General features: G+C 69.0%; 13 protein-coding genes. 7 read left to right on the plus strand and 6 right to left on the minus strand.

The features are described 5' to 3' along the window. Nucleotides 1-54 precede the first annotated feature (54 nt). The 3 genes from ACFQ9R_RS24195 to ACFQ9R_RS24205 all read right to left on the minus strand — a co-directional run bounded on the left by ACFQ9R_RS24195 (nucleotide 55) and on the right by ACFQ9R_RS24205 (nucleotide 5,128). Nucleotides 55-2,022, minus strand: coding sequence for a protein kinase (locus tag ACFQ9R_RS24195; RefSeq protein WP_378993567.1), 1,968 nt, complete (start codon nucleotides 2,020-2,022; stop codon nucleotides 55-57). Then, nucleotides 1,998-3,824 (minus strand): serine/threonine protein kinase, encoded by a 1,827-nt coding sequence (locus ACFQ9R_RS24200; protein WP_378993468.1) that lies wholly within the window; start codon nucleotides 3,822-3,824, stop codon nucleotides 1,998-2,000. The genes ACFQ9R_RS24195 and ACFQ9R_RS24200 overlap by 25 nt, the downstream gene beginning before the upstream one ends. A gap of 137 nt (nucleotides 3,825-3,961) precedes the next feature. Then, nucleotides 3,962-5,128 (minus strand): protein kinase, encoded by a 1,167-nt coding sequence (locus tag ACFQ9R_RS24205; RefSeq protein WP_378993470.1) that lies wholly within the window; start codon nucleotides 5,126-5,128, stop codon nucleotides 3,962-3,964. 120 nt (nucleotides 5,129-5,248) lie between these two features. Here ACFQ9R_RS24205 and ACFQ9R_RS24210 point away from each other — a divergent pair, with 120 nt between their 5' ends. The 7 genes from ACFQ9R_RS24210 to ACFQ9R_RS24240 all read left to right on the plus strand — a co-directional run bounded on the left by ACFQ9R_RS24210 (nucleotide 5,249) and on the right by ACFQ9R_RS24240 (nucleotide 12,788). Then, nucleotides 5,249-6,019, plus strand: a complete 771-nt coding sequence (locus tag ACFQ9R_RS24210) for a deoxyribonuclease IV (RefSeq protein ID WP_378993471.1) — start codon at nucleotides 5,249-5,251, stop codon at nucleotides 6,017-6,019. A gap of 102 nt (nucleotides 6,020-6,121) precedes the next feature. Beyond that, nucleotides 6,122-7,051, plus strand: coding sequence for a TauD/TfdA dioxygenase family protein (locus ACFQ9R_RS24215; RefSeq protein WP_378993472.1), 930 nt, complete (start codon nucleotides 6,122-6,124; stop codon nucleotides 7,049-7,051). A 68-nt stretch (nucleotides 7,052-7,119) separates the two neighbouring features. Continuing rightward, a complete protein-coding gene (locus ACFQ9R_RS24220) occupies nucleotides 7,120-8,331 on the plus strand; it encodes a CaiB/BaiF CoA transferase family protein (protein WP_378993474.1) in 1,212 nt (403 codons plus the stop codon). Further along, nucleotides 8,328-8,498 carry a hypothetical protein gene (locus ACFQ9R_RS24225; protein ID WP_378609018.1) on the plus strand — a complete coding sequence of 57 codons (171 nt, stop codon included), beginning with the start codon at nucleotides 8,328-8,330 and terminating at the stop codon, nucleotides 8,496-8,498. The genes ACFQ9R_RS24220 and ACFQ9R_RS24225 overlap by 4 nt, the downstream gene beginning before the upstream one ends. Continuing rightward, nucleotides 8,495-9,409 (plus strand): hydroxymethylglutaryl-CoA lyase, encoded by a 915-nt coding sequence (locus ACFQ9R_RS24230; protein ID WP_378993476.1) that lies wholly within the window; start codon nucleotides 8,495-8,497, stop codon nucleotides 9,407-9,409. Before ACFQ9R_RS24225 ends, ACFQ9R_RS24230 begins: the two co-directional genes overlap by 4 nt. A gap of 74 nt (nucleotides 9,410-9,483) precedes the next feature. Continuing rightward, nucleotides 9,484-10,260 carry an ABC transporter ATP-binding protein gene (locus ACFQ9R_RS24235; RefSeq protein WP_378993477.1) on the plus strand — a complete coding sequence of 259 codons (777 nt, stop codon included), beginning with the start codon at nucleotides 9,484-9,486 and terminating at the stop codon, nucleotides 10,258-10,260. After that, a complete protein-coding gene (locus tag ACFQ9R_RS24240; RefSeq protein ID WP_378993479.1) occupies nucleotides 10,257-12,788 on the plus strand; it encodes an ABC transporter permease in 2,532 nt (843 codons plus the stop codon). Before ACFQ9R_RS24235 ends, ACFQ9R_RS24240 begins: the two co-directional genes overlap by 4 nt. Nucleotides 12,789-12,917: 129 nt before the next feature. On the opposite strand, the gene ACFQ9R_RS24245 is transcribed toward ACFQ9R_RS24240, so the two are convergent. The 3 genes from ACFQ9R_RS24245 to ACFQ9R_RS24255 form a co-directional block, all read right to left on the minus strand. Further along, the gene (locus ACFQ9R_RS24245) at nucleotides 12,918-15,284 is read right to left on the minus strand and encodes an ADP-ribosylglycohydrolase family protein (protein ID WP_378993480.1); all 2,367 of its coding nucleotides are present in this window, start codon (nucleotides 15,282-15,284) and stop codon (nucleotides 12,918-12,920) included. A 93-nt stretch (nucleotides 15,285-15,377) separates the two neighbouring features. Further along, nucleotides 15,378-16,541, minus strand: a complete 1,164-nt coding sequence (locus tag ACFQ9R_RS24250) for a VWA domain-containing protein (RefSeq protein ID WP_378993482.1) — start codon at nucleotides 16,539-16,541, stop codon at nucleotides 15,378-15,380. 64 nt (nucleotides 16,542-16,605) lie between these two features. Then, nucleotides 16,606-19,170 (minus strand): DUF5682 family protein, encoded by a 2,565-nt coding sequence (locus ACFQ9R_RS24255; protein WP_378993484.1) that lies wholly within the window; start codon nucleotides 19,168-19,170, stop codon nucleotides 16,606-16,608. Nucleotides 19,171-19,181 lie beyond the last annotated feature (11 nt).

Consider the following 19,181-nt stretch of genomic DNA (forward strand, 5'->3'; position numbering starts at 1 on the left):
GGGCGCGGACGCGCAGCGGTCCTCGAACCGTGCGCAGCCGGCGCGAACGCGCGCCTAGACCAACGGGGCGGAGCGCCACCAATCCAGCACCTGGGCCTCGTCGGCGATGAAGCCGCGGCTGTACATGAGCATGGCGCCGCGGGCCGGGTCGCCGTCGAAGCGGGTGACCATGCGCGGTGACCTGGGCTGGCTGTCGTGCAGGACGAAGTTCGTACAGGTGTGGCCGGTGTGCGACGTGGGGCGCACGTCGTTGGCGGGCAGACCCGCGATCGCCTGCGCGGCAAGATCTGCGGAGGGGTAGAGGAAGAACTCGTAGGTGGCCTTGTTGCCGCCGCCGAAGCAATGCCACATCACCGACCAGTCGCCCATATCGGCGTCGTCGGAATCGCGGCTGGCGGTCGCGCGGTCGTAGGCGAAGCAGCCCGCGTTGCCCAGCCCCGAACCGGCATGGACCAGGTTGCTCGCCGAGGTGGCGGGCAGCATGCGGGGGAACTCGTCGCTGAGCTTCGCCGCGTTGGCGCCGATGACCCGTCGGTCGCTCGTCGGCGGGGTGGTCGACGTCAGCCGCTGGGGAGCGGAGGTCGTCGCGTCGACGGACGGTGTAGCGACCGCGGAGGTTTCGGAACCCTGCCCGCCCGACGCACCGGCGTTGCCGTCATCGCCGAAGGTGGTCACCAGAATCCAGCCGAGGAAGATCATGACGGCGATCATCGCCAGCCAGCCGATCGGCGATCCCTCCCAGCGGGATTTCCGCTTCTTGCCGAGATACTCCTCGGCGACCGAAGGGCGCGCGCCCCTACCCGTCGCCCTGGAATTCCCGGCGTCGCGACGACGTTGCGCGCCCGCGTTCGGCGCACTCGCGTGGTTCGCGGATTCGTTGGGCCACGACGGGTTCGGCTGCGCGGCCCAGGAGGAACCGCCACCGACCGCCGGCCACTGCTGACCGAGGCCGGGGGCGGCGTTGCCGGCCCACTGTGAACCGGCGGGTCGGCCGCTCACGGCCCACGGCTGATCGGGACCGGTCGTGCCCGGCCATGGCGGCTGTCCGCCAGACGAATTCGGGTCGGTACGACCTGCGATCGGGTATCCGGCACCGGGGGTATACGGAGAGTTCGGCGGGTAGGTTCTGGTGGCCGCCGAGCCGTGGAGTTGCTGCGGGGGAGCGTGACCGGCGAGGGCCCGCAGCGCGGCGGCGGCGAACTCGGCGCAGGTGGCGAAGCGCTCTTCGGGGCGCTTGGCCATGCCACGGGCGATGACCGCGTCGAGTGCGGGGGTGATGCCCGATCGGAGGGTGCTCGCGCGGGGCGGGGGTTGCTGGAGGTGGCCCTGGATCACCGCGACGGGGTTCGTGGCGTCGAAGGGGGTGGTTCCGGTGAGGAGCCGGAAAAGCGTGCAGGCCAGGGAATACTGGTCGGCGCGGCCGTCGAGGGCGGTGCCGGAGAGCTGCTCGGGAGACGCGAAAGCCAGGGTGGCGGTGAAGGTTCCGGTCTGGGTCAGCTTGGCGGCGTTGTCGTCGTGCAGGCGGGCGATGCCGAAGTCGGTGAGGTAGACGCGTTCGGTGCCGTCGACCGATTCGATCAAGATGTTGGCGGGTTTCACGTCGCGGTGCAGCACGCCGCGGCTGTGCGCGAAGTCCAGTGCCGCGGCGGTTTCGGTGACGATGCGGACCGCCCGCGCCGGGTCGACCGGCGAGGGCAGCGACGACGCGTCGGCGCCGTCGATGTAGCGCATGGAGATCCACAGCTGGTCGTTCTCGACGCCCCGGTCGTACACGGTGACGATATTCGGGTGCTCGAGCTGCGCCACGAGATCGGCCTCGCGTTCGAACCTGGCCTTGATCTCGGTGTCGAAGAACAACTCCCGGTTCAGCAGCTTCATCGCGGTGCGCCGTGGTAGCCGCGGATGGCGTGCCAGATACACCGAGCCCATGCCGCCGCGGCCCAGCAGTCGTTCGATGGTGTATCCGGCGAAAACGCCGCCCTCGTCATACATCGCGGTCAGTTCAGCGGGGCCGAGCGCCACCAACGCAGCACCTCGTCGGCCGTGCCGTAGCCGTCGGTGTACATCAGGAACTGGGCGCGGCCGGGATCGCCGGTGAACTGCGTGATGATCTTGTTCCCGTTGTCGGTGTACTTGTAGTTGGTGTACTGCTTGCCGCCGTTGCTGTCGGTGGACTTGGTGTTGGCCGGCAGGCCGTCGAGCACCGACTTGGCGTCGGCGGCCGAGTTGAAGGCATAGATCCGGTAGAACGGATCGTCGCTGTCGCCGCCGCCGAAGCAGCTCCACAGGTGCACCCAGGCGCCGAAGTCGGGTTCGCCTTCCGCGGGCGACGGCGGATCGCTGTTGTCGGTCTCCCAGCAGGTGGCGCCGTTGTATCCGGTGGAGTCGTCGACCGTGGCGGGCACGATCCGGCCGAACTCCGCGCTGATGGCGTCGGCGCTCGGGGTGATGTAGGCGCCCGCCGACGTGGTGGTCGTGCGGTCGCCGCCGCCCGCGTCATCGCCGCTGGCCGCGATACCGATGCCGATCAGCAGCACGATCACCAGGATCACCGCGACGACGATGCCGATGATCAGCCCGGTGTTGGACTTCGACGGCGGCCGCTGCCCGTGCGGATACTGGGCGAAACCACTCGCCTGTGGCCGCGGCGCCGACTGGTACTGCGGCCGCGACTGCTGGGTGTAGGGCTGCGAAGCGCCGGTGGGCGACTGGTTCATCGGACGCTGGGTGCCCATCGGGCCACCCGTCATCGGGCCTTGCGCGGTGCCCATCGGGCCGCCGGTCATCGGGCCTTGCGCGGTGCCCATCGGGCCGCCGGTCATCGGGCCCTGGGCGGTGCCCATCGGACCGCCGGTCATCGGGCCCTGTGTGGCAACGGGATACGGCAGACCGGTCTGCGGAATCGCGCCACCTGTCGTGGGCCGCCCGGCGATCGGCAGCGACCCACCGGTGCCCGGTCGTGGACCGACGATCGGCAACGCGGGTGCGCTCGGACTGTTCAACGCCTCGATCGCGGCTTCGGCGAAGTCCGAACAGGAGTCGAACCGGTCATCGGGCCGCTTGGCCATCGCCTTGGCGAGCACGCCGTCGAGTGCGTAGGACAGGCCGGGCCGGACGCTGCTCAGCGTGGGCGGCGGCTGCTGGAGATGACCCTGGATCACCGCGGCCGGGTTGGTCGCCGCGAACGGTCCCGAACCGGTGAACAGCCAGAACAGTGCGCAGGCCAGCGAATACTGGTCGGACCGGTGGTCCAGCGAGGCGCCGGTGAGCTGTTCGGGGGAGGCATAGGCCAGCGTCGCGGTGAAGGTACCGGTCTGGGTGAGATGGCCGGTGTCGTCGCGCAATCGGGCGATGCCGAAGTCGGTGAGGTAGACGCGTTCGCCCCGGCCCGCGCCCGAGCGGGCGAGCAGGATGTTGGCCGGCTTCACGTCGCGGTGCAGCACGCCCATACCGTGCGCGTAGTCCAGCGCGTCGGCGGTTTCCTTCACGATCTGCAGCGCGCGGGCGGGCGGCAGCGTCTGCGGATCCACCGATGCCGCGTCGACGCCGTCGATGAACTGCATGGAGATCCACAGCTGTTCGTCGTCGTGCCCGCGGTCGTAGACGGTGACGATGTTCGGATGATCGAGGCGCGAAACGAGATCGGCCTCCCGCTCGAACCGTGCCCGCACCTCGGCGTCGAAGAACATCTCGCGATTGAGCAGCTTCAGCGCCGTCATCCGCGGTAGGCGGGGGTGCTTGGCCAGATAGACCGAACCCATGCCACCGCGGCCGAGCTGCCGTTCGATGACGTAGCCGGCAAAAACATCTCCGTTGGCCAGCATGTCTGCTCCACTTCCCGCCGCGCGCCGGGACCCACCAGCGCACGTGCGTACAGCATAAAAGCCGCGGCCGACGTTGCCCGCCACGGGAAAATCAACGAAACCTTATCAGTCGGCGACGACGCCGACGGTTGCCACGATCACGGCGGACGCCGCTGCTGCGGCGGCACGATATAGCCGGGATGGTTACGGCCACCAGGGAAATCGATGGTGCCCGGGCGTGCGCTTCCGCGTCGCGGCGGGATGGCCGGACCGCCCGTCGACGGCCGCGGCGCGTGAGGATGCGGCTGTGCGGGAGTGGTCGGCTGCACGTGCGGGTGCGGTTGCGCGGGGGTGGTCGGCGGGGGCGCGTTGCGGTAGGGCTGCGCCGGGGTGGGCGGCCGGGAATATCCCGGCGCCTGCGGATAGGACTCGCGGGCGCGCAGCACCACACCGGCCGCGGTGTACTGCTGCTGCTGATGCCACGGCCCCGGCACCGCGAACAGCGCCGCTTTGGCCGCCTGCGCGAACTCGGCGCAGCTGGCGAAACGGGACTCGACGCGCTTGGCGGTGGCTCTGGCCAGCACCGCGTCCAGGGTCGCGGGCAGGTCGGGGCGCAGACTGCGCAGCGGGGGAAGGGGCTTGCTCAGGTGCGCCTGGATCACCGCGCCCGGGCTGGGTCCGGGGAACGGCACCGAGCCCGTGAGCATCCAGAACAGCGTGCAGGCCAGCGAGTACTGATCGGCGCGATGATCCAGGGGTGCGCCCGCCAGATGCTCGGGCGCGGCATAGGCCAGGGTGGCGGTGATCGTGCCCGCCGAGGACAGCGTGGTCTCGCTGTCGCGCACCGCGGCGATGCCGAAGTCGGTGAGCACCACGCGTTCCGGGCGCCCGATCGGTGGCTTGGCGAGCAGGATGTTCGCCGGTTTCACATCGCGGTGCAGCACGCCGCCCGCGTGCGCGAAGTCCAGCGCGGTGGCGGTCTCGGCGACGATCTGCACGGCCCGGCCGGGTGTCAGCACGTTCACGTCGGCGGTCGCGACATCGGTGCCCGCCACGAACTGCATGGAGATCCACAGCTGGTCGTCGTCGGTGCCGCGGTCGTAGACATTGACGATATTGGGGTGCTCGAGCTGGGCGACCAGATCGGCTTCGCGCTCGAAGCGGCGGCGGATCTCCTCGTCGGCGGACAGTTCACGGCTGAGCAGTTTCAGCGCGGTGAGCCGGGGCAGCCGGGGGTGCCTGGCCAGGTAGACCACGCCCATTCCACCCTGGCCCAGCACGCGCCGGATCGTGTATCCGGCGAACACGTCGCCTTTGCGCAACACGCGAAGTCACCCCCTCCAGGGCAGAGCACCCGTTTGAAATTCTACCGATGTATCTCCCGAACCCACCGCCGCGCAACATCGCGAGCGAAGTTGTCGGTGCCTGATATTAGGGTGGCAGCTATGCGCATTGGAGCACATGTTCGCGACGAGAGCGATCCGATCGGCTTCGGCGAGAAGCTCGGTGCCGAGGTCGTGCAGATGTTCGTGGTCGATCCGCAGAGCTGGGACAAACCCCAGCCGCATCCCAGGGCCGCCGAGATTCTGGCCAGTCCGATCGATGTCGTTGTGCACTCGTCCTATCAGATCAATGTGGCGAGTCTGAACAACCGGTTGCGGATGCCCTCGCGCAACGCGGTGGCCCAGCAGGCGAAGGCCGCGGCCGACCTCGGTGCGTTCGGCCTCGTGGTGCACGGGGGACACGTACGCTCCGACGCCGAGCTCGATACCGGAATCGACAACTGGCGCAAGCTGTTCGAGCGTCAGCAGGACAAGGGCGGGTTCGCCGTGCCGATCCTGATCGAGAACACCGCGGGCGGCAATCACGCGATGGCCCGGCATTTCGATTCGATCGCGCGATTGTGGGACGCGGTCGGCGACTACGGCGCGGGCTTCTGCCTCGACACGTGTCACGCGTGGGCGGGTGGTGAGGAATTGGTCGGGGTGGTCGAGCGGATCAAGGCCATCACCGGGCGCATCGATCTCGTGCACCTGAACTCCTCGCGTGACGAATTCGACTCCGGCGCCGACCGGCACGCCAATTTCGCCGACGGCACCATCGACCCGCAACTGCTGGCCGAGGTCTGCCGCACGGCCGGTGCGCCGGTCATCCTGGAAACCCCGGCCGACGGGGTCGCCGAGGACCTGGCCTACCTGCGGGAGCACATCGGCTGACGGCGTTGGGATCACTTCGAGGCAAACCCTGTCTGTCGAACGGGATTCACGGTGTGCTTGATGCATACCAACCGATCGAGAACGACAGTGAAGGTGATCCCCATGACGGTCGACCACGCCCTCCCAACCACCCTGACGGTGACCAAGCTCGGCGCCCACATCGGCGCGCAGATCGATGGTGTCCGGCTCGGCGGTGACCTGGACGCGGCGACCGTAGCGAAGATCCGGCGCGCGCTCAACGAGCACAAGGTGATCTTCTTCCGCGGTCAGAACCATCTCACCGAGGACGGTCAGTACGAATTCGCGGAGCTGCTCGGCAGCCCGACCACCCCGCATCCCACGGTGAAGTCGGCCGGTGTGAAGAGCCTGGCCATCGACTCCGAGCGCAGCCGCGCCAACTCCTGGCACACCGATGTGACGTTCGTGGACCGCGTGCCGAAGGCGTCGATCCTGCGCGCCGAGCACCTACCCACCTACGGCGGCTCGACCACCTGGGCATCCACGGTCGCGGCCTACAACTCGCTGCCCGCTCCGCTCAAGGCGCTGGCCGAGAACCTGCGCGCGGTGCACACCAATCTCTACGACTACGCCGGAGCGGTCGACAAGGTGCGCCCGTCGCAGGTCGAGTACTCGACGGAATTCCAGTCCGATGTGTACGAGACCGAACACCCCGTCGTGCGGGTGCATCCCGAGACCGGCGAGCGTGCGCTGCTGCTCGGCCATTTCGTGAAGCAGTTCGTCGGGATTCCGTCCCGTGAGTCCGACCAGCTGTTCCGTCTGCTCCAGGATCGGGTCATCCGCTTGGAGAACACCACCCGCTGGAACTGGTCCGACGGCGACGTCGCGATCTGGGACAACCGTGCCACTCAGCACTACGCCATCGACGACTACAACGACCAGCCGCGTCGCCTCACCCGGATCACCCTCGCCGGTGACATCCCGGTCGGCGTCGACGGACAGGCCAGCACCGTGTTGAAGGGCAATGCCGAGGACTACTCGATCATCGAGGAAGTGGAGCTCCTCGCCAGCTGAACTATCGGTTCGCCGCCGGGCCCGCACGTGCCCGGCGTCACCGGGGGTCGCACTGCGATACTGCCTGTATGAGTATTCGGCCGTTGGACGGTGTTCGCGTCCTGGAACTCGGTAACTATGTTGCCGCTCCCACTGCCGGACGTATCCTCGGCGATTTCGGCGCCGAGGTGATCAAGGTGGAACGCCCCGGCACGGGCGACGAATTACGCAACTGGCGGTTGTACGGTGGCGATACCTCGATGCTGTATCGCACCGTCAACCGCAACAAGAAATCGATCGTGCTGGATCTGCGGACCGAGGCGGGGCGCGCGATCGTGCTCGATCTGGTGAAACAGTGCGATGTGCTGCTGGAGAACTTCCGGCCCGGAATGCTCGAGAAGTGGGGGCTGGGGCCCGAGGCGCTCGAGGAAGCGAACCCGAAGCTGGTGATCACGCGGATCTCGGCATACGGCCAGACCGGGCCGATGGCCGCGCGACCGGGATTCGCCGCGGTCGCGGAGGCGGTCGGTGGCCTGCGTGAGCTGGTGGGGGATCCCGATCGGCCGCCGGTGCGCACCGGGGTGTCGATCGGTGATTCGATCGCGGGCATCTACGCGGCGTTCGGGACCGTGATGGCACTGTTCCAGCGCGAACGGGTCGCGGGTGCGGTGCCGCAGGCGGAGCGGATCATCGATGTCGCGCTCAACGAGTCGATCCTGTCGGTGATGGAATCGTTGATCCCCGATCATCTCGCCTACGGCATCAACCGGGAGCGGGTCGGCGGCCGGATGGAAGGCATCGCGCCGTCGAACGCCTACCCGACCAGCGATGGTTACTCCATCATCATCGGTGGCAACGGCGATGCCATCTTCCAGCGGTACATGCAGGTGATCGGCCGGCCCGACCTGGCCGTCGACCCCGAGCTCGCCGACAACAACGGCCGCTGGCGCAACCGCGAGCGCCTCGACGCCTCGATCGCGGAATGGTCGAGCAAACACACGCGCGCGCAGGCGCTGAAACTGCTCGATGACGCGGCCATCCCGTGCGGCCCGATCTACACCGCCGCCGACATCGTGGCCGACGAGCAGTACCGCGCACGCAATATGATCCAGATGTTCCCCGTCGACGTGGGCGAGGCCGAACCCAAGCAGGTGGGTTTCGGTGGCATCGTCCCGGTGATCGGGGACGCATCCCTGCCGATCCGCAATGTCGGCCCCGACCTCGGCGAGCACACCAGAGAGGTGCTCGGCGGGCTGCTCGGGATGAGTGAAGATCAGATCGACGCGCTGGAGGCACTGTGACGAGGCGAGTACACGGCAGGCGCCGCCCGCCGGTGCGCAACAAGTGGGAGCCGCGCGGCCCGGGTCATGTGCGTCCGACGGTCCACCCCACCCCGGCCAGCGTGGGCGACAAACCGTGCGGTGGCGTGATGTGCGTGCCCGCGCGGGAACCGGAGCAGCGGCGGTGACCGCACCGCTGCTGCGTGATGTGACGCTGCGCGACGGTTTGCAGCTCACCGGCAAGGTGCTGCCGGTGGAGCAGAAGATCGATGTGGTGCGCAGACTGCTCGCCGCGGGCGTGCCCGCGCTGGAGATCGGTTCGATGGCGCGGCCGGATCTGGTCGCGCCGATGGCCAACTCGCTCGAGTTGATCGCGGCGCTCACCCCGGACGAACTGGCGAAATGCTGGGTGTGGGTGGCGACCCCGCGCCATGTCGAGAAGGCCGCCGCAGCGGGCGCGCGCAATTTCCAGTACTGCTTCTCGGTGTCCGACGCGCACAACAGGGCCAATATCGGCCGCGATACCGAGACCTCGGTGGCGGCGATGCCCGCGGCGATCCGCCTCGCCCACGAGGCGGGCGGTGAGATCCAGCTGTGCCTGGCCACCACGTTCACCTGCCCGTTCGACGGTCCCGTCGATCCCGGCCGGGTGCTCGCCATCGCGAACGATCCGCGCACCGACGGCGCCGCCGACATCGTCCTCGCCGATACCCTCGGCCAGGCCCACCCTGGTCAGGTGGGCGCCCTGGTCGCCGCCGTCCGCGACACCACCCCGCCGCGCCGCATCGTCTTCCACGGTCACGACACCTGGGGCATGGGCGTGGCCAACACGCTCGCGGCCGTCGCCGCGGGCGCGACCATGGTCGACGGTGCGCTGGGCGGCCTCGGCGGCTGCCCCTTCGCTCCCGGTGCCAGCGGCAATACCGCGTCCGAGGACATCCTCTTCGCGACCAGGCCCGACTGGTTCACCCCGGCCTCGCTGGCCGACCTCGTCGGGCTCACCGAAGAACTCCTCGCCGAGCTCGGCGAGCCCAACCGCTCCCGCGCGCTGGAAGGCGCGCGCTCGGAGGCCGACGCCTTCGAATGGGTCGTTCGCTGAGAGGTCGGTAAGACCTGCGGTATCGGGGGGATCCCGGATGGCGCGGTTCTCGGTGGGCAGCCAGACTGGACAGCATGACTTCGCACGCCTTGGGCACCGAGGCCGCCGATGCGGCGGCCGCTACCGATATCGCGGCCGCCGCGCTCGATCTGGTCAAGCTGTACGGATCGGGAGATACACAGGTCAAGGCCCTGGACGGGGTGTCGGCTGACTTCGCGAAGGGCGAATTCACCGCGATCATGGGCCCATCGGGTTCGGGCAAGTCGACGCTGATGCACTGCTTGGCCGGGCTCGACAGCGCCAGCGCAGGTCAGGTCCGCATCGGCGACACCGCGCTCACCGGCCTGTCCGACAAACAGATGACGGCGCTGCGGCGCGACCGGATCGGTTTCGTCTTCCAGGCGTTCAACCTGGTCCCGACGCTCACCGCGCTGGAGAACATCACCCTCCCGCTCGATATCGCGGGTCGCAAGGCCGACCAGGAATGGCTCGACACCGTGGTCAAGCGCCTCGGTCTCGGCGACCGCCTCGAGCACCGGCCGTCCGAACTGTCCGGCGGCCAGCAGCAGCGGGTGGCGTGTGCGCGTGCGCTGGTGGGCAAGCCGGAGATCATCTTCGGTGACGAGCCGACCGGCAACCTGGACTCGCATTCCTCGGGCGAGGTGCTCTCGATCCTGCGCGCCTCGGTCGACGAGTTCGGCCAGACCGTCGTGATCGTCACCCACGACCCGCGCGCGGCCGCCTATGCCGACCGCGTCGTGTTCCTCGCCGACGGTCGCATCGTCGACGAGCTGCGCGACCCGACCCAGGATTCGATCCTCGACCGGATGAAGGCGCTGGAAACCCGATGAGCAATCCCATGCGCAAGGTCGCCTTGCGTAACCTCGCCGCGCACAAGGTGCGTTTGGCATTGACTCTGCTGTCGGTGGTGCTCGGTACCGCCTTCATCTCCGGATCGTTCGTCTTCACCGACACTTTGCAGCGCACCTTCGACGGGATTTTCGAAGGCCAGGCTCAGGGCGTGGACGTGCGCGTGGGCCCCGCGGACCGCCAATCACTGGGCGTACCGACGAACATCGTCGACGCGCTGGCCAAGACTCCCGGTGTGGCCAGGGTCGCGCCCGCCGTGAACGGCCCGGTCGTGCTGCTCGAGCCCGACGGCAAGAAGGCCGTGCAGACCGGTGGCGCACCGAGTTTCGGCCTGTCCTACCTGCCGCCCGACAAGTCCGTCGAGGAGCCCGAGAAGTTCCTGTCGGGCGCCGCGCCCACCCAGCCGAACGAGATCGCGCTCAATGCCGGTGGCGCCGAGAAGGCCGGGCTGAAGGTCGGCGACAAGACCAAGGTGCTGATTCCGTCCAAGGGTGACCCGTTCGAGGTGACGCTGTCGGGCATCTACGAGATGCCGGGCGCCGAGGGCGGCGGTGTGGTCGCGGTGATGTTCACCGAGCCGCAGGGCCGCAAGCTGTTCACCGACGGGTCGCACGTGGCCTACGCCGACATCGCCGCGGCGCCCGGTGTTTCGGCCGATGACCTGCGCGATCAGCTCGCCGCCGGCCTGCCCAACTACAAGGTGCAGAACTCCGACGAGGTCCGCGAGGACATGAAGAAGGAGATCTCCGAGGCGCTCACCTTCATCAACTACTTCCTGCTCGCCTTCGGCGCGATCGCGCTGATCGTCGGCACGTTCATCATCTACAACACCTTCTCGATGATCGTGGCCCAGCGGCTGCGCGAACTCGCGCTGCTGCGCGCGATCGGAGCGAGTCGTCAGCAGGTCGGGCGGTCGGTCGTCTCCGAGGCGATCGTGATCGGGCTGATCGGTAGCGCGCTCGGGCTGGCCGCGGGCATCGGGCTGGCGTACGGGTTGTCGGCGTTGCTCAACGCGTTCGATCTCGGACTGCCGACGGGGTCGCTGACCGTGTTGCCGCGTACCGCGATCGTCGCGCTGCTCGTCGGCCTGATCGTCACCGTGGCCAGCGCCTATGCTCCCGCTCGCCGGGCGGCGAAGGTGCCGCCGGTGGAGGCCATGCGGTCCGAGTTCGCCAGCGCGGGTGATTCGTTGCGGCTGCGCACGATCATCGGCGCGGTGATGGCCGTCGCCGGTGGCGTGCTCGTGTACGTGGGTGCGCAGGGCACCGGCAAGGGCTCCGCGGTGACCGTCGGTGTCGGCGCGCTCGGGCTCATTCTGGCGGTGCTGTTGGCGGCGCCGGCGTTGTCGCGGCCGATGGTGCTCGTGCTCGGCGTGCTCACCAGACCGTTCGGCGCGATCGGGCAGATGGCGCGCAACAACGCCACGCGTAACCCGCGGCGTACCGCCGCCACCGCGTTCGCGCTCACCCTCGGCCTGATGCTGGTCTCGGCGATCGGCATTCTCGGTGCTTCGGCGAAGACGAGTGTCGGTGTGCTCATCGACAAGGGTGTGAAGGCCGAGTACGTGCTCGCCGGTCCGCAGATGATCGGTGCGCCGATCGGTGCGGTCGACGCGGTGCGCACCGATGTTCCCGGCGTCAGCGATGTCACCGGGATCCGGATCGTCGCGTTCAAGGTCGGCGACGAGCAGATCGGCGCCACCTCACCGGACGGTCCGATCGACCCGGTGATGGACATCGACATGATCAGCGGCACCACCACGATCCCCGCCGGTGGCGCGCTCATCGACGAGACCGAGGCGACCGAGCGCGGGTGGAAGCTCGGCGACAAGGTCACTATCACCAGTCTCGACAAGAAGCAGATCGAGCTCACGATCGGGGGCATCTTCGCCGACTCGCCGCTGCTCGGGCCCATGGTGGTCGATCCCGGTATCTACGAGCAGTTGATGCCGCAGAGTCTGCGCACCAATGTCTTCGTGCTGGTCAAGGCCGCACCGGGGGCCGATCTCACCGCGATGCGGGCGAACCTGGAGAAGGCCACCGAACCGTTCGTGGTGGTGCAGGTCCAGGACCACGAACAGTTCAAGGGCGCGCAGGGTCAGCAGATCAACACCCTGCTCGCCATCCTCTACGGGCTGCTCGCGCTGGCGGTGGTGATCGCGGTGCTCGGCATCATCAACACCCTGGCGCTGTCGGTGGTGGAGCGCAGGCGCGAGATCGGCATGCTGCGCGCGGTCGGCACCCAGCGTGCGCAGGTGCGTCGCACGATCTACCTGGAGTCCATGCTGATCGCCATCTTCGGCGCGATCGTCGGCCTGGTGCTCGGCATCGCGCTCGGGGTCGGATTCCTGCGCACCCTGCGCGATATGGGCATCGACCAGATCACCATTCCGTGGTCGCAGCTGGTGATCGTGCTGATCGCGTCCGGTGTGGTGGGTGTGCTGGCCGCGGTGTGGCCGGGTGTGCGGGCCGCGCGGACGCCGCCGTTGGCGGCTATCGCGGATCTGTAGGCGGCACAGGCACGTTCGACCCCCCACCGGAGTTCTCGGTGGGGGGTCGAACGGTGTCATGGGGCGCGGTACGCCGCTCGTGGTCGATCGACTGGGCGATATCTGACGGCCACTGGGGTCAGTGCGGAACTAGCCGGACGGGGGCCAGCCCGGGTAGCGGTTCCACCAGTGTTCTGGTGGTATCCCGTGGGAGTCACTCGGTGGTGTGAGGCCGAATTCCGTGCAGTAGCCAGTGGCCAGGAGATCGAGAATCGGGCGCGCATCGACCGCATTCGCCCAACCTCGCGGGAGTGCGGAACGGCCGTACCGGGCGCCGAGAAGACTGCCCGCGATCGAACCGGTGGCGTCGCTGTCGCCGGAGTGGTTGACCGACAGCAGGAGTCCGGTGCGGACGATGTCGTGGGGCGAGCCGCCGAGTCCTTCGGCGGCGAGGGTGGCGAAGACGGCGATCGACAGGGCCTCTGGACCGATCCATCCCTGGCCGAGCGTCTCGACATCTTCCGGTGTGGGATAGCGCCTTTCGCGTTCGATCCGGGCGGCCAGCCGGTTGGCCGCGTTCAAGGCGGCCGAGGTCTCCCCGTGGTCGGAGTAGCCCGTCAGCTCGGTGCGGGCGCGCGAGAGGGCGGTGGCGGTGTCGGCGCCGCGCGAGAGCTGATAGATCAGGGCGGACAGGGTGCCCGCGGGCAGCCAACCGCTGGGATGACCATGGGTGAGCGCGGCCGCATCGCAACCCAATTCGAAGATGGTATCGGTCGCGGCTCCGGAACGATCTGCGGCGTAACCGAATCCGCAGGGGGCCGCGCGCATCACCGCGCCGCTGCCCTTGGAATGGTTGATGGGCTGGTCGCGGGTGCCGAGCGGATTCATCGGCGCTTTCCGGGCGGCCGCGTGACGCAGCGCGGTGTAGACCGAATTCGCCACGCCACGTTGCTCGATCAGCTCGGGGTAGTCGCTGAGGGCGCTGTACAGCGCGAAGGGCTGCTCCGGCATTTCGGTGACCTGCCCGCGCAACCACACGAGCATGCCCTGCTGCAGCAGGCCCATCGTCGCTCCGCCGATGCCCTTGGCCCTGGCCCGCACCGACCCGCGGATCAGCGCTTCTACGGTGAAGGCCGTCAGCTGGGTCTCCTCGGAGATGCGAAGCGGGTCGACGTCGGTCAGCCCGGCGTGGCCGTACTCGTTCCGGATCTGTTGCAGCGAACGGGTTTCCACCGGAGCGCCGAGGGCATCGCCGATCGCTCCGCCGAGCAGACAGCCGTGTACGGCGTCGAGCCATACCGGTGCGGTGCTGGTGTCTCGCGCGTCCCTGCCGTAGGTCGAGGAAGCGCGTGTATCGATCCGGCCGTGGGGAGAACGGGGATTCGCGGCCGGGTTCGAGGTGAGGTCGGGTGGCGTTCCCGGCCGGGCGGACATGGCGGTGTCGAAGCCACGAACGTCGACCGAGACGCTGCTTTCCGGCTCGGACATGGTGTTGCGGACAACGGTCGGGTCATGTCGCCGACCGGCATTCGGGTGACTCGAGGATGTGCGCGACTCAGGCCTGGAACCGGCGCTCGGCGGCAGCGGTGTTCCGGTCGGGCGCACCTCGGGAGCAGAGGCGGTTCGCCGCGGCCCGGCGGTCGGGATGCGGCCGGACGCCGGCGGTGTGGGTGGGCGATGGCGCAGTGCCTCGGTGAGCGCGGTGGCGAACGCGGTGCAGGTGGGGAAGCGGTGGCTGGGGTCTTTGGCCATGGCCTTCGACAGGACGGTATCGACCGCGGTGGACAGGGTGGTGCGGCGGGTGCTGGCCGCGGGAGGCGGGGCGTTGAGGTGGCCGAGCATGACGGTGGCCGGGTTGGGGGCGTCGAAGGGGCCGGTGCCGGTGAGGAGGCGGAAAACCGTACAGGCCAGGGAGTATTGATCGCCGCGGCCGTCGAGTGGTGCGCTGCTGAGTTGTTCGGGCGAGGCGTAGGCGATGGTGGCGGTGAACTGGCCGGTGCGGGTGAGGCCGCCGGTGTCGTCGAGGAGTTTCGCGATGCCGAAGTCGGTCAGCACGACTCGTTCGTCGAAGCCCGCGCCGACACCCGCGGTGTGCGACAACAGGATGTTGGCGGGCTTCACGTCGCGGTGCAGAACGCCCTGGCGGTGGGCGTAGTCGAGCGCACTCGCGGTCTGGGTGACGATCTGGGCGATCCGCTCGCTCCCGAACTGCTGCACCGGCACCGCCGAGGCGTCGACACCGTCCACGAACTGCATGGCTATCCAGAGACGTTCCTCGTCGATGCCGCGGTCGTAGACGGTGATGATGTTCGGGTGGTCGAGCTGGGCCACCAGGTCGGCCTCGCGTTCGAATCTGGCGCGGATCTCGAAGTCGGCGAACAGGTCACGGTGCATCAGCTTCAACGCGGTCAGCCGCGGCAGCCTGCGGTCTCTGGCCGCGTACACCGCGCCCATGCCGCCACGTCCCAGCTCACGCTCGATGACGAAACCGGCGAACACCGCCCCGCGCCGCAACATCGCCTCACCCCGTCCAACGAACCCGATCGTTCGCAGCCTAGTTGGCGCGGGCTCGCAACGCTGCCGAGTCCCGCCACGTTCCCCGGGGTGCGATCACACCGCCGGGGCGTTGGTGTCGGCCCAGCGCGTGATGTCGCCGCGGTCCAGCGCGGTGGCGAGCAGGTCCGGGAACTTGTCGGGGGTGCAGGCGAAGGCGGGGATGCCGAGCGCTGCCAGCGCCGCGGCGTTGTCGTGGTCGTAGGCGGGCGCGCCCTCGTCGGAGAGCGCGAGCAGCACCACCACCTGGACACCCGCCTCTTTCATCGCATGGCAGCGGCGCAGCATCTCGTTGCGTACACCGCCTTCGTAGAGGTCGGAAATGAGCACGAAGAGGCTGTCGGTGGGCCGGGTGATCAGCGTCTGCGAGTAGGCGATGGCGCGATTGATGTCGGTGCCACCGCCGAGCTGGGTGCCGAACAGGACGTCGACCGGGTCGCTGAGCTGATCGGTGAGATCGACGATCTCGGTGTCGAACACGACCAGCGAGGTCTTCAGCGACCGCATGGACGCGAGGACGGCGCCGAACACCGAGGCGTAGACGACGCTGGCCGCCATCGAGCCGGATTGGTCGATGGCCAGCACCACATCGCGCTGGATCGACTGCGACTTGCGGCCGTAGCCGACGAGCCGCTCGGGCACGATGGTGCGGTGTTCGGGCAGGTAGTTGGCGAGATTCTTGCGGATGGTCCGGTTGAAATCGATATCGCGCAGTTTCGGGCGATGAGTGCGGGCGGCACGGTTGATGGCGCCCGAGACCGCGGCCACGGTCTTGGCGGCGATGCGCTGCTCGATCTCGCGCACCACCTTCTCGACTACCATGCGCGCGGTGGCCTTGGTGGTTTCGGGCATCACCCGGTTGAGGCCGAGCAGTGTGCCCACCAGATGTACATCGGGCTCGACCGATTCCAGCAGCTCGGGCTCCAGCAACAGTTGGGTGAGGTTGAGCCGGTCCACGGCGTCGCGCTGCATCACCTCGACCACGGTCGCGGGAAAGTAGGTGCGGATGTCGCCGAGCCAGCGCGCGACTCGGGGCGCTGAACCACCCAGTCCACCAGACCTTTTCGTCGAACCGCCGGCTTCACCGGTGTTGTAGAGGGCGGACAGTGCCTGGTCCATCGCCTGATCGGCACCGGAGCTCAACCCGCCGAGCTGTTCTTCGGCGGCGGTTCCCAGTACGAGACGCCAACGGCGCGAATGGGTTTCGTCGGGTTCGGTCATCGGTGCTCCTGGTGGTCGAGCGGGATGCGGTGGCGAGTGGGTGTCGGACGTCTGCGGAGGTGGGTCACCCAGCGGCCCCCAGGATCGCGGTCGCTGCGCGCAGCGACAGTTGCCCGCGGATCGGATCGACCGCGGCGGGGCCGTCGGCGGTGGTCGGTGCTGAGCCGGTGTCTCGCAGGGCCTGGCTGATGGCCCGGCGTTCGCCGGATTCGAAGGAGCCGAAGGTGCGGCGCAGCAGCGGCAGGGTGGCGACGAACTGGTCTTCGTTGAGGTCGCGGAGCCATTCGTCGATGCGGCGCAACAGCTCTCGGTCGTGGACCAGGAGCAGACCGCGGCCGCCGAGGAAGCCGTCGATCCAGGCGGCCTTGGCGGCGGGGGTGTTGCCGACGGACAGTGCGGCGGCCAGCCGGCGGGCGGATTCGGCGTCGTCGATGCGTTCGGCGTCGCACAGCAGGCGCACCGCGCGGCCGCCGATCGCGCCGTGTACGTCGTCGCGATCGGCGATGCGGTGCAGGGTGGCCAGCCATTCGGTGGTGGCGTGCTCGTCGTCGCGGGTGCTGATCGCGGTGTGCGCGGCGTCGATCTGGGTGCGCAGGGCCTGGGCGGCATCGGTGTCGAGGCCGGTGACGGCGCCGGGCAGGCCCGCGCAGATCCGCACCAGCAGGCCGTCGGCGACGTGGGCCAGGGCCTTGGTGTCGGTGCCGCGGACATCGCCGTAGCGCAGGGTGCGGGTCAGGCCGGGGAGGGCGCCGAGCAGATGGGTGACATCGTGGTCGAGGGCGGCGGCGGCTTCGAGCCTGGTGATCAATCCTTCGGTGGCGCCGCCCAGGTCGGCGAGCAGGGCCATTTCCAGTGCGTCGGCGAGCGCGGTGACGGTGACGTCGTCGCGGCTCGCGGTGTCGAGGATCTTGGTCTCCGCGGCGGTGCGCAGGGTCGTGCCCCAGACCGCGGCCTCGACGATGCGGACCTCGAATTCGGGTTCCCAGCGCAGGGTCCACGTCTCACGGAAGGTGCCGGTGCTGCGGACCTCGCCGGTGGTCGGAGTGCCCCAGCCGATACCGAGCAGGCGCAGGCGGTGCAGCAGATGCGACCGCTCGACGTCGCGTTCTTTGCGCAGGTCGAGGTCGACATTTCGAGCGAGCGCCTCCTGCTTGAGCCGCAGGGTTTTACAGCGTGCCCGCAGGTCGGCCGCCAAGGGGACCGTCGGAGTGTCCTCGGGAACACCGCCGAGCGTCTCGCCGACGACCAGTTCGTCGACCACCAGTCGCAGCATGGTCTCGTCGCCACCGCACATCACCGACCGCACAGCCTCGGTGACCTCGGACAATCCCGGCAGCGGCCTGCCGCGCAACGCGGCGAGGGTGTCCGCCAGCCGCACCGCCTCGATGATGTGCGCACTCGACACCGGCAGATCGTGCGAGCGCAACACTCCGGCGACCTTGGTCAGCCAGCGCGCCACCGGCCGCTCGGTCTCGGTGAACAGGTGGTGATACCAGCCGGGCGAGGTGACGCCTGCCCCGTAGCCGGACCCGGCTGCCAACCGCGAATGCGTCCACGGCACCCAGGTCAACGCGGCCTTCGTCTTCGGCAAACCCTTGAGCAGTCGCATATCCGGTGCGGCGGGACCGAGCGGTTCGACCAACGCGGGCGCGTGCCAGGCACCACACACCACCGCCAACCGCTTCGCACCACCCTTGAGCACCTGCCGCATCACCTGCCGCATATGCGCCTCGCGGACCAGAGTGTGCTGGTCGACGATCAGCGGCGCCATCGCGGGGTCCGGTCGATTCGCGGCGGCCGGGAACTCGAATCCGTTCGCTGCCGAAGGCTTCTCCAGCAGCTCGGGAGCGTCGAGTGGCGAAAGTGCCACCGGGTCTGGGACTTCGGTGCCGGTCGGCGCCGTCGCGCCGAGCTGCGGTGGCGCGTCCGCTGTGGGTGGCGTGATCGCGGCGTGTCGGGCATCCTCACGCAGGGCGGTCATCGCCTCGGTGATGGCGTCGAAAGCCGCGCTGTCGGGCACGGATTCGACGACCGCGTCCCACCAGCGTTCGGCGTCGTCGTAGCCCGCGGCCGAGGCCAGGGCGGCCAGCGGGTCGGAGCCGCCGCCACGGGCATCGTCGTCGGCGGCGAGGACGTTCGTGGCGGGGAGGTCGCAGAAGCGGACCGGGACGGCGTGCTCGACGCCGTAGCGCATCGCCTGCCACTCGGGGGAGAACACGGCGAACGGCCAGAATGCCGCGCGGGCAGGCGAATCCGGGACGTAGGCGAGCAACGCGACCGGTGGGGCCATCGTGTCGGCGGCGACGAACCCGACGAGCGGATCAGCGTCGGCGGGGCCTTCGATGAGAATGGTGTCGGGCCGGAACTCCTCGAGCGCGTGGCGCAGCGAGCGTGCTGATCCGGGCCCGTGGTGACGGATGCCGAACACCCGCGTCACCGCCTCCGCGCCCGCACTCGAATTCGTGTCGGTCACCGAACCCGCACCGGCTTCGGCCTCGGTGGTGACCGCGCGCGCCTCGCCCGCGCCCGTATCCGAGGCGGAGCTCTCGCGGATTTCGGCACGGCTCGCCGGCTCGCCGGGCGTGGTGTCACCGGCGGCCGGGTGGGTCGCCTTGTTGCGTTGACTCATCGAAAACCCCA

The organism is Nocardia sp. NPDC056541 (genome assembly GCF_042794235.1).
Taxonomy (GTDB): Bacteria; Actinomycetota; Actinomycetes; order Mycobacteriales; family Mycobacteriaceae; genus Nocardia.

Excerpts from the sequence above, each read along its gene's own strand:
- ACFQ9R_RS24200 (WP_378993468.1), bottom strand. The coding sequence starts at position 3,824 with ATGCTGGCCAACGGAGATGTTTTTGCCGGCTACGTCATCGAACGGCAG.
- ACFQ9R_RS24210 (WP_378993471.1), top strand. The coding sequence starts at position 5,249 with ATGCGCATTGGAGCACATGTTCGCGACGAGAGCGATCCGATCGGCTTC.
- ACFQ9R_RS24215 (WP_378993472.1), top strand. The coding sequence starts at position 6,122 with ATGACGGTCGACCACGCCCTCCCAACCACCCTGACGGTGACCAAGCTC.
- ACFQ9R_RS24220 (WP_378993474.1), top strand. The coding sequence starts at position 7,120 with ATGAGTATTCGGCCGTTGGACGGTGTTCGCGTCCTGGAACTCGGTAAC.
- ACFQ9R_RS24235 (WP_378993477.1), top strand. The coding sequence starts at position 9,484 with ATGACTTCGCACGCCTTGGGCACCGAGGCCGCCGATGCGGCGGCCGCT.
- ACFQ9R_RS24240 (WP_378993479.1), top strand. The coding sequence starts at position 10,257 with ATGAGCAATCCCATGCGCAAGGTCGCCTTGCGTAACCTCGCCGCGCAC.
- ACFQ9R_RS24245 (WP_378993480.1), bottom strand. The coding sequence starts at position 15,284 with ATGTTGCGGCGCGGGGCGGTGTTCGCCGGTTTCGTCATCGAGCGTGAG.
- ACFQ9R_RS24250 (WP_378993482.1), bottom strand. The coding sequence starts at position 16,541 with ATGACCGAACCCGACGAAACCCATTCGCGCCGTTGGCGTCTCGTACTG.
- ACFQ9R_RS24255 (WP_378993484.1), bottom strand. The coding sequence starts at position 19,170 with ATGAGTCAACGCAACAAGGCGACCCACCCGGCCGCCGGTGACACCACG.